The 16,162-nt window shown below is 28.1% G+C and carries 14 protein-coding genes; 2 read left to right on the top strand and 12 right to left on the bottom strand.

The window, feature by feature from the left end; translation table 11 throughout:
• From E6248_RS05595 to E6248_RS05560, 8 genes are all read right to left on the bottom strand, one after another.
• The coding region (locus E6248_RS05595; RefSeq protein WP_316339830.1) for an AAA family ATPase at positions 1 to 3,043 on the bottom strand (3,043 nt) is incomplete at its 3' end.
• 1 nt (position 3,044) lies between these two features.
• On the bottom strand, positions 3,045 to 4,214 hold the full coding sequence (locus E6248_RS05590) for an exonuclease SbcCD subunit D (RefSeq protein ID WP_316339829.1): 1,170 nt from the start codon (positions 4,212 to 4,214) through the stop codon (positions 3,045 to 3,047).
• A gap of 199 nt (positions 4,215 to 4,413) precedes the next feature.
• Positions 4,414 to 5,265 carry a patatin family protein gene (locus E6248_RS05585; protein ID WP_316339828.1) on the bottom strand — a complete coding sequence of 284 codons (852 nt, stop codon included), beginning with the start codon at positions 5,263 to 5,265 and terminating at the stop codon, positions 4,414 to 4,416.
• A 257-nt stretch (positions 5,266 to 5,522) separates the two neighbouring features.
• Complete coding sequence (gene glpK / locus E6248_RS05580; RefSeq protein WP_316339827.1) at positions 5,523 to 7,019, bottom strand: glycerol kinase GlpK; 1,497 nt, start codon at positions 7,017 to 7,019, stop codon at positions 5,523 to 5,525.
• A gap of 20 nt (positions 7,020 to 7,039) precedes the next feature.
• Positions 7,040 to 7,597, bottom strand: a complete 558-nt coding sequence (locus E6248_RS05575; protein ID WP_316339826.1) for a glycerol-3-phosphate responsive antiterminator — start codon at positions 7,595 to 7,597, stop codon at positions 7,040 to 7,042.
• 322 nt (positions 7,598 to 7,919) lie between these two features.
• The gene (locus E6248_RS05570) at positions 7,920 to 8,441 is read right to left on the bottom strand and encodes an ECF transporter S component (RefSeq protein ID WP_316339825.1); all 522 of its coding nucleotides are present in this window, start codon (positions 8,439 to 8,441) and stop codon (positions 7,920 to 7,922) included.
• An 84-nt stretch (positions 8,442 to 8,525) separates the two neighbouring features.
• On the bottom strand, positions 8,526 to 9,539 hold the full coding sequence (locus tag E6248_RS05565) for an acyltransferase family protein (RefSeq protein ID WP_316339824.1): 1,014 nt from the start codon (positions 9,537 to 9,539) through the stop codon (positions 8,526 to 8,528).
• The gene (locus E6248_RS05560) at positions 9,527 to 10,339 is read right to left on the bottom strand and encodes an alpha/beta hydrolase (RefSeq protein ID WP_316339823.1); all 813 of its coding nucleotides are present in this window, start codon (positions 10,337 to 10,339) and stop codon (positions 9,527 to 9,529) included. The genes E6248_RS05565 and E6248_RS05560 overlap by 13 nt, the downstream gene beginning before the upstream one ends.
• Before the next feature lie 352 nt (positions 10,340 to 10,691).
• Here E6248_RS05560 and zupT point away from each other — a divergent pair, with 352 nt between their 5' ends.
• Positions 10,692 to 11,468 (top strand): zinc transporter ZupT, encoded by a 777-nt coding sequence (gene zupT / locus E6248_RS05555; protein ID WP_316339822.1) that lies wholly within the window; start codon positions 10,692 to 10,694, stop codon positions 11,466 to 11,468.
• A 98-nt stretch (positions 11,469 to 11,566) separates the two neighbouring features.
• On the opposite strand, the gene E6248_RS05550 is transcribed toward zupT, so the two are convergent.
• Positions 11,567 to 12,187, bottom strand: a complete 621-nt coding sequence (locus tag E6248_RS05550) for a DUF4397 domain-containing protein (RefSeq protein WP_316339821.1) — start codon at positions 12,185 to 12,187, stop codon at positions 11,567 to 11,569.
• Between the two features lie 2 nt (positions 12,188 to 12,189).
• Positions 12,190 to 13,260, bottom strand: coding sequence for a hypothetical protein (locus E6248_RS05545; protein WP_316339820.1), 1,071 nt, complete (start codon positions 13,258 to 13,260; stop codon positions 12,190 to 12,192).
• A gap of 138 nt (positions 13,261 to 13,398) precedes the next feature.
• On the opposite strand from E6248_RS05545, the gene E6248_RS05540 reads away from it, so the two are divergent.
• Positions 13,399 to 14,685: an aminotransferase class V-fold PLP-dependent enzyme gene (locus E6248_RS05540; protein WP_316339819.1), complete on the top strand. Its 1,287-nt coding sequence runs from the start codon at positions 13,399 to 13,401 to the stop codon at positions 14,683 to 14,685.
• A 67-nt stretch (positions 14,686 to 14,752) separates the two neighbouring features.
• Here E6248_RS05540 and trmB read toward each other — a convergent pair whose 3' ends face one another.
• Both trmB and E6248_RS05530 read right to left on the bottom strand, forming a co-directional pair.
• On the bottom strand, positions 14,753 to 15,406 hold the full coding sequence (gene trmB / locus E6248_RS05535; protein ID WP_316339818.1) for a tRNA (guanosine(46)-N7)-methyltransferase TrmB: 654 nt from the start codon (positions 15,404 to 15,406) through the stop codon (positions 14,753 to 14,755).
• A gap of 248 nt (positions 15,407 to 15,654) precedes the next feature.
• The coding region (locus tag E6248_RS05530; RefSeq protein ID WP_316339817.1) for a hypothetical protein at positions 15,655 to 16,162 on the bottom strand (508 nt) is incomplete at its 5' end.

The raw sequence follows: 16,162 nt of genomic DNA, 5'->3' as shown, positions 1-16,162 counted from the left end.
ATATTATCCCTACTACTCTTCCATCACTTTGTAAATTCACTAGACATTCAACAGCATTATCTAATGACTCCGGATCTAATGTTCCAAATCCTTCATCTATAAACATAGTATCTAGTTGAATTCCTCCAGAATATCTTTGAACAACATCTGCTAAACCTAATGCCATAGATAGAGATGCTTTAAAGGATTCTCCACCTGATAATGTCTTTACATCTCTAGCCTTTCCAGTATAATTATCAAATACCTCAAGGTCTAACCCCTGACCTTTTCTTTTATCACCTATATCTTCTTTTCTTAATAATTCAAATCTATTATTAGTCATTTGAGAGAATCTTAAATTAGCTGATGAAATAATATCTTCAAAGTAAGCAGCTAAAACATATCTTTCAAAGCTTATTTTTCTTGGATTATCTCCATTTATAACCCTTGCTAATTTACCTACTACTTTATATTTTTCCTCATCATCTTCAATTAACTTATTATAATTTAAGCACTCACCGATGATTTTTCTATTTTGATTTATTCTATAATATATTTCTTTTTCAACCTTTTCTATCTTTTCCTTATTGTCATTCTTAGCACTTAATGCTTCATTTATAGAATTGACATCCTGAATTTCTAGATCTTTCGTATCCTCTAAAGCAATATTATAAACTCTCTCAGCATTAGATAGCTTAATATTGAAATTATTAATATCTTTTTCTAAAGCTACTATTTCCTCTTCCGTTATTCTCTTTTCTGAATAATCCTTATAGTCCTCAAACCCTAAGGATAAAACCTTCTCTTTAAATTCCTCTAAAGCCTTATCTAAATCTTCCTTATTAGATTTTACTAATGCTTCTAAGGATATCTTATTTCCATTTTCCTTATCATAGTTTGACTTACTGTCCTTATAATACTTTTCTGCTTTTTTATAACCTTCTATTAAATCATTTAAAACTTTATTTAATTCTAATTTTTCCTTATCTAAAGCTGAAACTGTTCTTAATTCGCCCTTAAAATCCTTTAAAATATTATTTAAATTAGCTTCTTGAGTTTTTACTTCTCCTTCTTTTACTAAAAGTTCAGCATTTAACTTTTCAAAAGCTAACTTTAAAGCTTCATTATCTCTTTCTTTTTCTTCTTTCATAAGGGTAATCTTATTTTCTTTTGATAGTTCTTCTTCAATTTTAACTAAATCCTTAATTATTTTATTTATCTTAGTTTCATCTTCTCTAATAACTTCTTTTACCATATCTAAGATATTATCTATTTCACCCTTTATATCTTCTAAGAATATTTCTTTATATAAAGGATTAATATATTTCTCTTTTAGTGAATTTATTTCTGTTACTATCTTAGTTAATTCCCTATAATATTTTTCTCGCTTTTCATAAGCTAAGTCACTTATTGATTTTGCTTCTTTTACTAAAGCTTCCGTAACGCTTTCTGTTTCTAACTTAGCTAATAGGGGGTGATTAGTAGATCCACAAACTGGGCAAGGATCTCCATCCTTTAAAGACTTTGCTAAAATCCCTGCTTGATTTCTTCTAAAAGCATCTTCAAGGTTTTCATAGTTTTCCTTTTTATTTAAATAGTCTTTATCAGCATTTTCGTAATAAATTGCTCCCTTACTATGTCTTTGCTCTTCACTTATTGATTTTTCTATTGCTTCTTTTAATTTATATAACTTATCTAACTTACTTTTTAAATTAAGCTCTTCTATTTTTAATAAATTCTTCTTTTCTTTAAATTTATTTATATTACTTAATTCTTCATTAAGAGATTTTATAAGCTTACTATTATCTTCACTATTTTCCGTAGCTTTTTTAATTTCCTCCTTTATTTTTTTAGCTTTGAAAATATAATTATCTAACTTCTCTTTATTTTCTTCATAATTTAAAGCCTTAACTTTTAAGTTATCTATTTCATCTAACTTTTTAATTAGTTCATTCTTTAATGGTTCCTTTTGTACTTCAATATTAAATAGCTTTTCTGCTTCTTCCAAGGAAATTTTATAATTATTTAACCTTTCATTACTACTATTTAATTCTTTTTCATTTTTAGAAAGATAATTTTTCTTTTCCTTATACTTATCCTCATAGCTTAAGGCAGTAACAGCTTTCTTACCATTACTTAATTTATCTTTCTTTAATATAAACTCTTCTTTTAATAAAGTTAAATCATTAAGTTCCTTCTTATAAAGTTCTAAGTTCCCTAATTTCTTATTTATATCATTTGCTAAAGCTAATTCCTTAGATAACTTATTAATTTCCTCATTCACTTTTTGTAGGTTTTCTTTAATTATATTTTCATCTTTTTCATCTTTTGAAACTGAATCATAAAAACCCTCTAATATTAAATTAATATTTAAATCCTTATTTGAAACTAATGCTTTTAAATCAATATCATCTTCCCTGAATAAAAAAGCACGAATTCTATTTTCTCTATCCCTTTGGATATTCTCTATAGACTTCTTTAAATTATTAGCTTCAATTTTTATATTTTGTTGAATATCAGAAAAAACCTTAGTTCCAAAAATCTTTCTAAATATTTCTTCCTTTTTATCACTATCTGCATTTAAAAGCTTCTTAAATTCACCTTGAGGAATCATAACTAGCTGTTTAAACTGCTCAGAGGTTATTCCTAGTATATCTTCAACTAACCTTGTAACTTCTTTAGCTCCAGATATATTTTTATCATCAAATTTAATTTCAGCTCCTGCCTTTTGTTCTGTAAATCCATCCCCTCTTAATTTTGCCCTAAAATAATTTGGGTTTCTTTTAATATAATATTCTTTTCCTCTTAAAGAAAACCAAAGTTCTACTTCAGTATCAGATGTTGGATCTGCAAAGTCACTTCTAAAAGCCTTTCCGTCTCTATCACTACCACTTGCTTCTCCATATAATGCAAAGTTAATAGCATCAAAAATAGTAGTCTTACCAGCACCAGTGTTACCAGTAATAACAAACATATTTTTATTATTTAAATTCTCTTCAAAGTCTAAATCAACCTCTTTAGCATAAGGTCCAAAAGCATTAAATTTTAATCTCTTTATCTTCATCTTACTCACCTACCTTTTCAGCAGCTTGAATTATTGATTTCATAATACTTAACTCTTCTTCAGAAGACTTATCTCCTAATATATCTTCATAAAAGTTTTCAAATAAAGTTAATTTTGATTTTTCTTTTATATTTAATGCTACATTTTTATTATTATTTCTTAAGGTCTTTTCTTCTCTAATAAGCTCCATAACATTAGGATAAAGTGCTCTAAGCTTAGCCATAGGATCTAGCACTTCTCCCTTATCCTTTAATGTTACTTTTATATAATCTTCGTTATCTAAAGCATCTTTATCAAAGGCCTTAATTATTTCACTTAACTCTCCTTCTATAATCCTAAAATCTCTTCTTGGCTTTAAAGGATAAAACTCTATATTAACTTCACCTTTTTCATCAATATCAACTATAGTAATTCCCTTCTTCTGCTTAACTTCTGAAAAAGAGTATTTCATTAAAGATCCTGAATACCTTATTTTATCACTACCTACTTTTTGTGGTCCATGTAAATGTCCTAAAGCAGTATAATTAAATATATCAAAATGTTTAGAACTTATATATTCTGTGCCTCCTATTGATAATGGCTTTTCTGAATCACTAACTTCTAACTCTTCATAATTATCTTCACTAACCTTAGTTACATATCCATGTGCTATAGCAATATTTCTTTCTTCATTGTTTATTTCCTTGGAAATATTAGAAACGACTCTCTCCATTGCAATATCATAATTTTTTATTTCTTCATCCTCAAATAAATCTCTTATATATGGAACATCAGCATAAGGGATAGGATAAAAATTCACTTTCCCAAACTCATCTTCTAAAGTTACCTTTTCAATCTTCTCTTTAAGACTTCCACTTATGTAAAGTCCAGAAGAAGCCAAAAGAGAACTAGCAAATTCTACCCTCTCATTACTATCATGATTTCCAGCTATTGCAATGACCTTAGTATTTAAATCCTTAACTATCTTTATAAGAGCATTATTTAAAAGCTCTACTGCCGGCACTGGAGGTATTGATCTATCATATAGATCACCAGCAATTATTAATACATCTGGCTTTTTTTCTTCAATAGCCAAATATAATTGATTTATAATATATTTTTGATCCTCTGTCATATAGAATCCATTAACAAGCTTACCTATATGCCAGTCACCCATATGAAATATCCTCATTTTTAAAACACCTCTTTTTCAATTAACAATTAACAACTGTCGATGTAACTCCTTCGGAATTACTAAAAATAAAAATCCAATTTCAAAAACTCCTTAAGAGTTTTCTCCTACACTCTTCCCTCTTAACACTTACTTCTTAACTTTTACTTATACTACGCACCTTATTTAATTATCCGCTTTTCAAAGTCTAATAGCTTCCCTAGTTTTCTAAAAACTTAATTAAATCCTCAGCTGTTTCTTCTGCATCTTTATAACCTTGATTATAAATAGCATCTAATTTTTCTTTATTCTTTTCAAATCTACTTACTTCTAAAGGAATACTTGGTCTTATTACAAAGCATTTTCCTTCTGATTCCAATTTATCTAATAAATCTAAAGTTTCATTATAAACCTTATATCTATTTTCCATTGCATTTATTAAACCTTGATGCTCCTTATAAGCTCTTTTTATTAAGGGCATCATTTTAGTCTTACTTTTTCTATAACCCTTATGTTGAGTTAAAATAACTACATGTTTTTCTATTCCATCATCAATAGCCTTTTTAATTGGAATAGGTGCAGCTATTCCTCCATCTAAAAGGTTTTTATTATCATAATTAATAACTTTTGCAACTAATGGTAGGGATATTGAAGCTTTAAGAGCATCGTATCCATCAGTATTAAAGTCATTAATATTATAAAATTCAGGTAATCCAGTTTCACAATTAGTCGTACCAACTATAAATTTAGCATTTGATTCAACAAATGTTTTATGATCAAAGGGTTCTAGTTCATTTGGTATCAAATCAAATAACATATCCATTCCAAAGGCAGACCCTGTTTTTATTAAATTACTGAAACTTAAGTATCTTTTATCTTTAATATAATTAATATTAACTCTATAATTTCTCTTCTTTTGCTTAGAAATATAAGAAACACAGTTACATGCACCTGCAGATACACCAACACAATATTTTATATTAATATTTCTATCTAATAATAAATCTAAAACTCCTGCTGAATATACTCCTCTCATTCCTCCGCCTTCTAAAATAAGTGATGTATTTTCCATACTTCCTCCTCCAAACTTACTTTGACATTCTAACTATTTCCATTAATAAAAAATTATATCACTTTCTATTAAAAATAACTAGTTTCAACCCCTTCCATACCCTCTATAAAATTATTATAAAATAAACTCTTTACATATATAAGTTCAAGATTTAAATTTAATAATTAAGTTCAATATTTAACTCTAAATCTAAAATTAAAAAACTCAGCCCCAGCTGAGTTTCCCCCTAAATTGTTAATTATTAATTGTCAATCGTCTTACTCTTCCCATCCCTTTACTCTTTCAACAGCCTTTTTCCATCCCTTGTATAGCTTATCTCTTTCTTCTACTTCAATCTTAGGCTCATATTCTTCACTTATATAAAAACTACTTTCAATCTCCTCTTTATTTTTCCAAAATCCAACTGCGAGTCCTGCTAAAAATGCAGCACCTAAAGCTGTAGTTTCTGAAATTATAGGCCTTATTACTTTAGCTCCTACTATATCTGATTGAAACTGCATGAGTAATCCATTTCTACTTGCACCACCATCAACCTTTAGATCTTTTATCTTACAACCGGAATCTTCTTCCATAGCATCTAAAACATCCTTAGATTGATAAGCTATAGCTTCTAAAGCCGCCCTAATTATATGATTTCTATTAGCCCCTCTAGTTAATCCAAAGATAGCTCCTCTTGCATACATATCCCAATAAGGTGCTCCAAGTCCTGTGAAAGCTGGCACTATATAAACTCCACCGTTATCATCGACTTTTTTTGCAAAGCATTCTGTATCTTGAGCATCATTTACTAATCTTAATTCATCTCTAATCCACTGAATAATTGCTCCTCCCATAAATACAGATCCTTCAAGAGCATATTGAACTTTGTTATCTATTCCTATTGCAATAGTTGTAATTAACCCATTATTACTTTTTACTATTTCTTCTCCTGTATTCATAAGTAAAAAGCATCCTGTTCCATAAGTATTCTTAGAATCACCCTTATTAAAGCATCCTTGTCCGAATAAAGCTGCTTGCTGATCCCCTGCTATTCCTCCTATAGGAACTAGCTCTCCATTTTTCCCACCTATATTAGCATAACCATATATTTCAGAGGAATTTTTAACTTCTGGCAAAATATTAATTGGAATATTTAGTTTTTCTAAAATTCTAGAATCCCATTTTAATTCCTTTATATTATAAAGCATAGTTCTAGAAGCATTAGTATAATCTGTAACATGAATTTTTCCTTCTGTTAGTTTCCATAAAAGCCAAGTATCAACTGTACCAAAAAGTATTTCTCCTCTTTCAGCTCTATCTCTTACACCTTCCACATTATCTAATATCCATTTTATCTTTGTCGCTGAAAAATATGCATCCATAACAAGTCCGGTGTTATCTCTTACATATTCAACAAAGTCCTTATCTTCTTTTAGCTTCTCACAAATATCTGCTGTTCTTCTACATTGCCATACTATTGCATTGTAAATCGGCTCACCAGTAGCCTTATCCCAAAGAATAGTAGTTTCTCTTTGATTAGTTATCCCAATAGCTGCTATTTCAGATACTCTTATATTAGCCTTAGCTATAGCTTCTTGAAGAACTCCATATTGAGAAGCCCATATTTCCATAGGATTATGCTCAACCCATCCTTTCTTAGGATAAATTTGATTTATTTCCTTTTGACTTACTCCTAATATATTTTGCTCCTTATCAAAAATAATAGCACGAGAACTAGTAGTTCCCTGATCTAAAGAAACTATATATTTAGACATAAAAACACCCCTTATTTATATTAAACTTCCCATATTTCTTTTTTAGTTGTTGATACGCAAGTTGCTCCTGAGTTAAGTGCCATAATAACCTCTTCCTTGGTTTCTATTAATCCACCAACAATTATTTCTTTATTTAAGGATACTTTAATCTTACTAACTACCTTAGGTATAACCCCTGGTAATATTTCAATTGCATCACACTCTTTTACTAAATGATTCTTTATATTATTTAAGGATAATGTATCAAAAACAAACATCCTTTGAATAGCTATTAACCCTAAAGATTTTGCAACTCTAATTACCTGTGGCTTCGTTGAAATAATCCCCTTAAATGAAGTTCTTTCTTTTATATACTTAACTGAAACTTCTCTTGATGCAAGGCCCTCTATTAAATCTATATGTATTATACATAGCTTATTAGTATTTCTAACCTTCTCTTCTATATCTTTTATATTAATTAAATCCCCAAATAGAATAAAAATAATTCCTACACTACTTTCCAAAGCCATATCAAGCTCATCTAATCTTTTAACTGCTGCTATAACAGGATTATCAGAAAGTACTTCCTTTATATTCATAGTTCCCCCTTGTAATCATTTACTTCAATTAATTATATCATATTAGAATTACAAAATTAAATTATTACATAAGAAATAACTATTATAAACTTCTTTATTATTCCCCTTACCTCAATTAAAAAGATATATCTTCAACCTAAAAGCTCAAGTAAGAAGTTGTAAATTTAACTATATAATAATCTATTAATAATCTTCTACAAAGCAAAAAACTCAGCCTTAGCCGAGTTAATCCACTTAATTGCGCAGCAGCACATATTTTCTTATTAAGGTAATTTCAAAGAAATTAAATCCTTAATCTTCATTCTTAATTGTGCGTAGCACACTAAGCTGCTTCGTTAGAAAAAACATCATATACTTGTGTTCTTCTAGCTTTTGCTAAAGCTGTAGCTAAAGCATAAGAAATACTTCCATCTACAAAGTGATGTAAAATAGTGCCTAAAGCAACAACTATTATAATTTGATAAAATGAGTATCCAAAAGGAATAACCATAAGTCCTTCTAAGATTCCATGAATAGGTGCAGTTATTAATGTTGCTTTTTTGAAATTCTTATCCTTAGCAATGATTTTTCCTCCAACATATCCTACTACTATATGAGTAGCTGCTCTTGCTGCTATTACTGCAGGAGAAGTAATGAAAAATCCTAAAGCTGATCCTACTCCTACAACTACTGCTACAGATGGTGATATTAACATTGATAAAAACATTGGTACATGTGATGCTATTGTTGCAGTAAATGGTCCAATTACTACCTTTAAAAATCCAAATTGTACAGGTATTATTATTGCTATTGCTGTTAAAACTGCTGCAAATACCATCTTTCTAATTCTTTCTCTACTTTCCATTATTAAATCCCCCTTAATACTATAATGATGTATATACACCAGTATAGTACTAAGGTTGATATTTGTAAATATTTTTCTTCCACTTTAATTTCTTTTAAACCATTTATAGGACTTTTTCCCTGTATCTATCCCCTTATTTACAGGATAAAATATGCCTTCATAAACCTTATTTACTCTTTTTCTAGATAAAATATAAATAATTAAAACTGGACTTAATAGTATTAAAATATTTTGAATTATGCCCATATTCCATTTAGGTATAAAGAAATATACAAGCATAACTAAATATATGTGAAATACATATACATTCATTGTTGCCTTACCAATATCAGAATAAGCTTGCTTTCTATTTGGAACTAACATTATTACACAAGCACCAAATAGAATTGATGAAATATATAAGATTCCTCTATATAGTAATCCATTAAATAATTCAACTTCTAATGAACTAAAAGAATAAGAATTATATAAGAATTTATAATCGACTATATTGTAATGAACTACAAATATAGCTATAAATAAAAATAATGCTATCCCTATAAAAGCAAATAATTTATTGATATTTCTAAGCTTCTCAAAATGCTCTTCCTTAGTGTAATAACCTAGAAGAAAGAAAGGTAAAAATACTATAGTTCTAGATATAGATAAGTATCCATTTACTACAGGTATTACTCCTACTATAACACCTACTATAAAACTTATTAGTACTATATTCTTTATCTTAACTATGTATTTTAAAATAATTCTCCAAAAGAATAGACTTAATAAATACCATAATGTCCATCCTGGATACATAACTGAAAACATGGCTCTTTTAGTACCTATATAAACTGCTGTATACCAAATCATATTAAAAATAATATAAGGAATTAATAGGTTTTTCACTGCTTTCCTTTTCATCTTATAAAAGTTTTTAGAAAGATATCCCGAAATAAAAATAAATAATGGCATATGAAAAATATATATAAAAATATATAAAGTCATTAAGACCTTTGAATCCTTTATGTAGTACTCAATTGTATGTCCAAACACTACAAAAAATATTAAAATAACCTTTAAATTGTCTAATAAATAATTTCTTTCTTTTATTTTTTGCATACTGTTTCTATAAAATCTAAAACTATCTTAGATTCCTTTTCTCCTTTATTAATAAATAAAGACATAATATCTGAATGATGTCTTCCTTTTATAGTAACTAGTCTAGCATTGTCCCCATATTCATTAACTTTATCTACAAAAGCAATAGAATTATCTATATCAATTAGCTGATCCTTAGTTCCATGAATACACATAACCTTTGTATTAACTTTTGAATTAACTAAGTCAATAGGATTCCAGTAATCCTTATTATCCCCAATATAATACTCTATTAGTTCTATTGACCTTTTAGTTGTACATTTATTAAAATCAAGTACTCCTGCAAAAGTAATTAATCCTTTTATCTGATCTTTATTAATACCATACTCAACTTGCTTATCTAAGTTATATACTAAATTGCAAGCAAGTTCTCCTCCTGCTGAAAATCCCATAACAATAATATCATTTATATTGATTTCATTACTAATGAAAGTCTTTAAAGCTTCAAATACATCATTTATTTGAGTTGGATATTTATATAGAGGTACAAGTCTATAACCAATCATTACAACATTATATCCAAGTTTATTAAAAAAGCTCCCTATATAACTTGAAGTCTTTGGACTACCATGCCACCATCCACCTCCGTGAATGAAAACTATAGTTGCTTTATTCTCTTTTCCTCTAAAAAATCTATAATACTGCTTTATACTATCCCCATATTTAATAGTTTTAAAATTTTTATTCTTAGAATTAATTATCATTCCCTTTGTAATTAAAGGAATCATATTAATTTTTTCTTCTATCTTGTAAGCTAGCATATTCCCCTCCTATCTTATTTCTTATATTAATATTATTAACTATCTTATTTAAATCTCTTTCTTATCTTATAAAATTTCCTCTTTTTTGCATAGTATTTTTTAAAAACAATATATTTAGTAATAGTTAAAAATAAAGTGATTCTTAGCTTCATATGGAGTTTTCTTAAAAAGTAGATAACCAAAACCTCGCATTTTGTGTGAATCACTTTCACAGAATGCATGAATAACTTACTCCATCTTAAGCTTAGAAGAACTAATCCAGGTGCGTACAGTGCTTAGCTCTCGCTTATAAAGGGTATGAGTATTAGCAATGGTAGCCATCGGATAAAAGCGAAAGGAGAGAAAACTAATTATGAGATCCTTAATTCCATTAATCATGTCATTAATTGCTGGACTATCTACAGTAATAGGGGCCTTTATATTATTTCTATCTAAAGAAAAAAATAATAGATTAATAACTTTTTCTCTTGCTTATTCTGCTGGAGTTATGATTACAGTATCTTTTACTGATTTATTTTCTTCTGCTGAAGAAGTATTAACAAAAGCTCATGGAAGTTTAAAAGGAATTATTTTATCTTGCCTATTCTTATTAATAGGAAGCTTGCTGGCCTACTTAATAGATGAATTTATCCCTGATGATCCTAAAGGATCAATTAACAAATATACAAATTCTAAAGAAAAACTTTATAGAGTTGGTTTAGTATCAATGATAGCCTTAATAATACATAACTTTCCTGAAGGAGTTGCAACTTTTATCTCTGGATATCAAAATACTTCCCTAGGTATTTATGTTACATTAGCAATAGCTCTTCATAATATTCCTGAAGGTATAACTATTGCAATTCCTATATACTATTCTACAAAAAGTAAAAGACAAGCATTTAAGTATACACTTTACTCTGGCCTTGCTGAACCACTAGGAGCATTAGTAGCATTCCTATTTTTAAGACCTTATATTAGTGAAGTAATTTTAGCTATTACCTTTGCCTTGGTAGCTGGAATAATGCTTTATATAGCTTTTGCAGAATTAATACCCACAGCAAGAATATATAAACATAATAAAGTTTACCTATTCTCAATATTCTTAGGGATTTTAACCATTGTAATTAGTCATATGTATTCACATTAAATTTCTATTTAAGCTATTATTCTAATAAAGGGGTTGCCCCGCGGCAACCCCTTTACTATTTTTTATTTTCTATTTTTCTAGTCCTTGAGTAATAATTTTTAAGGATTCCTTCCATCTTCCACTAATAAATATCCTATTCCAGGCTTATTATTTAATAATCCAATTATATATATAGTATAGAATTTTCCATTCTCCAACTTTTTATCACTTATAAATTTATATAATCCACTTGCAGAAGCAAAGCTTACCTTAAAATTATAAATAGCTGGCGACAAAGGATAATATCCAGTCGTCTCTAAATACTCTACATTCCCAAAAAGACTCACATCATTTGGTAATCCTAAGGATATAAGGGGTGAATTAGGTGATAAATGAATAAATCTTAAAAAACAACTTAGTAGATCTCCTTTTACATTTGCATCATTTAGTACAAGTGTATCTATTCTTCCACCTAATGAAACTATATTTATTGTAGAATTTGTATTTGGCAATATATTAATTTGCTTTGTATATAAAGGGCTATCATATGTCCCTGAATTATATATTTGAAACTCAAAGTCCCCAGTTGCTATAATTTCATAACAACTAATATCAGAAAAACTTAAGTTTTTGCCATATAATTCTCCACTTAAATATATATCCACCGCTTGAGCAAAAGGATTAGCATGAAGAAATCTTATTTTGCTCTGTAAATTAGGTAAGTTTTGACGAAATAACATATTTACTCACCTCTCTTATAAGTAGTGTTTTCTAAAGTACTTCTTATTATCTTATTGATTACCAAATTATAAATAGGTTCTGGCATACTATATGCTTTGAAAATATTTATTATATCTTCATCATTTTTAATAATATCAAAAATTTCATCTATCTCTTCAAGTAAATTATAACTTTCCCCTCTAAAGAAATTTGAATGAGTTGTATCTTCATTTAATTCCCTTAAAAGCTCCATATGAATTAAGTTTATTTCAAAACCTTCATAATCAGAATTTGCATCATCATATCCATCAACTAGAGTATTATTATCAACTTTATTACTTACAGCATTTATAGTGCTTACAGTTTTTACAGCACTTAAATTATTATTTAAGGTATTCTCTCTTTCTGAATCCTTCTTTTTACATCCCTCTGCTTTATTATAAGAAAATAATTCATCTCCTGAAGTCTCTGATGGATATTCCAAATCAAAACTAGCATCATCACTTAGCTGCTTTTGTTGTAAACTCATAGGATTGACATTTTGGGAATTACTCATATTGTTTGGATTCATATTATTTGGGTTCATATTGTTTTGATTCATGATATTTGGATTCATATTGTTCTGGTTTATATTATTCTGATTCATCATATTTGGATTCATATTGTTCTGGTTCATATTATTCTGATTCATCATATTCGGATTCATATTATTCTGGTTCATATTATTTTGATTCATATTGTTCATACTATTATTTAGATTATTATTAGGATTAACATTATTCATTTGTTTCTCTAACATCTGACTATTATTAAATTGCCCATCAAGAACCTGCTGCATTGGATTTCCTATTCTCATCTCATTTCTTGGCAAGTAATCTAAAGTTCTAAATGATCTCACCTCTAAATTTGAATTATCCACGGGAACTGATAAGCCCATAATAAAGTTATTAGATATGTTACTTAAAGTTGGCACGCTAGTATCTATTGATGGATACCAACTAGAATCTTTATTCTTAAATGGTTCTCTAATATTTAAAGGTACAAATTTTAAATCATTATCTTCTTGTTGACCATTTGAATTTTCTGAATACATCTACTTCCTCCCAAAAATATTTCACTATAAGTATATGTTCTATATTTATATATGTTCTCTTAAATCTTAATATAACTCTAGCTTTATTGAATCACCATATTAATAACCCGTGAATAATATATCTAGGGAGGTTTTTTAATGGAGGATTTAAAGATTATAGATTATAGAAATTTATTTATAGGCCTTGATAAAAAGGTTCCTATTCTTAGTGATAAAGAAATTATTCCAATTAACTTTGACAATGCTGCTACTACTCCAGTATTTAAAAGCGTTTTAAAAGAAATAACAAAAGCCTGCGAGTTATATGGAGCTATTGGACGGGGACTTGGACAAAAATCTGAGTATTCTACTAAATTATTTCTTGACTCAAGAAATTATATTTTAAAATTTTTTAATGGATCTCAGGATAAATACACTGTAATTTTTGTCAGTAATACAACTGAGGGAATAAATAGATTATCTAATATATTAATTGAGAACACTGAAGATATCATAATAACTACTAGAATGGAACATCATTCTAATGATTTGCCTTGGAGAGAAAAATGCAACTTAAAATATATAGAAGTAGATAGTCTTGGTAGATTGAAATTAGATGAATTAGAATATTTACTAGAAAGATATAATGGCTTAGTTAAATATGTCTCTCTTACAGCCGCATCAAATGTAACAGGATATATAAATGATATAAATTATATATGCAATCTTGTTCATAAATATAATGCTAAGTTAATAGTAGATGGAGCTCAAATAGTAGCTCATAAGAAGATAGATTTAACTGTAACCCCTATAGATTATCTAGTTTTTTCTGCTCATAAAATATATGCACCTTTTGGAAGTGGAGCGATAATAGGTTTAAAAGATGAATTTGAAAGATTAAATTCCGATTTTAAGGGAGGGGGTACTGTAGAAGCTGTATTAGACAGTTCACAAATATATTTGTTACCTCCTGAAAAAGATGAAGCTGGTAGTCCGAACTTCTTTGGAGCCATTGCTTTAGTTCAGTCCCTTAAAGAACTAGAAAAAATAGGATTTGATACTATAGAGAAAAATGAAAAAATTCTATTAAATCATACTATATGTGGATTAAAATCTATTAATAATATTATATCCTATGGTGATAACAATAATATTTCAGATAGGCTTGGAATAGCTGTATTTAATATAAAAGATATATATCATGCGGAAGTTGCAAGACTTCTAGCAAGCCTTAGGGCAATTGCGGTAAGGCAAGGTGCCTTTTGTGCACATCCATATGTAAAAAGACTTTTAGGTGTATCTGAAGATGAAGCAAGGCGATATTTAGTAGATTCTACTTGTACCATGCCTGGAATGGTTAGAATTAGCTTTGGTCTATATAACTCTATTGACGAAATAGATGTTTTCTTAAATACCCTAGAGTTAATTTGTAAATTAAGATATTAAAGTTTATTATAATGAAAATTGATGATGAATATACTAAAGTAGCAAATCACATCATCAATCTTCATTTTTATTTTCTTGCAATTAAAAATTTAATTTTTATCCCTTGCTCACTAAACATATTTTCATGTTCAGTTCTTACATTTCCTTTAACATCACTATTATGTAAATCATAAGTAATATATTCTATTTTAAGACCTGCCTCTTTAAAATATTCTAAAGATTCTTCAAATAAATTATCATCATCAGTCTTAAAATAAATTTCTCCATTTTCAGTTAAGAAAGTCTTATACTTTTCTAATTGCTTAGTAAAAGTTAATCTTCTCTTTTTATGTCTTTCCTTTGGCCAAGGATTACAGAAGTTTATATATATTCTGCTAACAATATCATCTTTGCTAAAAACCTCTTCTATCAATCCTATTTCTTGTGCCATAAGTTTTAAATTGTTAACTTCCTGATCTTTTTCTTTATAAGCTTTTTCTATATTTCTTTTAGCTAATACTAAAACTTCATCTTTAATATCTATAGCTATATAATTTATATCCTTATTTTCAGAACCATGAACAGCTATAAATGTACCCTTTCCACAGCCTAACTCTAAATATATTGGGTTATCATTATTAAATGTTTCTCTCCATTTACCTTTATTTTCACTTGGATTTATAATAAAGAAATTACAGGCTTCTAGTTCTGGTCTAGCCCATGGCTTTTTTCTTAGTCTCATATTCTTCACTCCATTTATTTTAATTCATAACAATTATACAAATTAATATTAAATATATCAAATATTAAATTAAAAACAAATAAATAGGGTTCTATCGCACAATGTAAAGTTTAGAATACATAATGTATAATTAAGAAAAAACTCCCTAGGGAGTTTTGAAATTACTTTTAGTAAGCTTGAATAAATTACATCAGTAATTCTACATTTTAATTAGACTATCTTAAAATATCCCAAACCTCTAAAATTTACTATTTTTTAGTTACTTTAATTTTGAAAATTGTAGCTTCCTTGTATTTAGAAACTTCATCTTTATAAGTATCTAAATTAATAGCTGCCTTATCATTATCATCTTCATTAAATTTAACGAATGCTGCTAGGACTTGCTCTTCATCTAAAGCTTTTCCAGATTGATCTACTAAAGTCCTTGAATCAAAATCTATAGCTTCATCATTAAATTTACTTACCTTATAAGATGGATTTTTATCATCCTCACTATTTTCTCTATCTATTTCAGCAATAGATATTATAGACTTATCAGCTTCTCCATCATTTAGTTTTGCAACATTAAATATAATATGCATTATTGAGTCCTTAGCAATAGTTTCTGTAGTGTATTGACTTATTTCTTTCTCTTCCACTAATTCACCCATTGAATACTTTTCTTTAAATAAAGTTACTTCGTATTGAGAGTCAACTGGTAAAACTACTGAAGTTACTGAGCTCTTATCTCCACCATAATTAGATGCTTCTAATAAA

The sequence above is a fragment of the Clostridium sp. genome (assembly GCF_032552055.1).
In the GTDB taxonomy this organism is placed as follows: Bacteria; Bacillota; Clostridia; order Clostridiales; family Clostridiaceae; genus Clostridium.
This window is presented reverse-complemented; position numbering and strand designations above follow the sequence as displayed.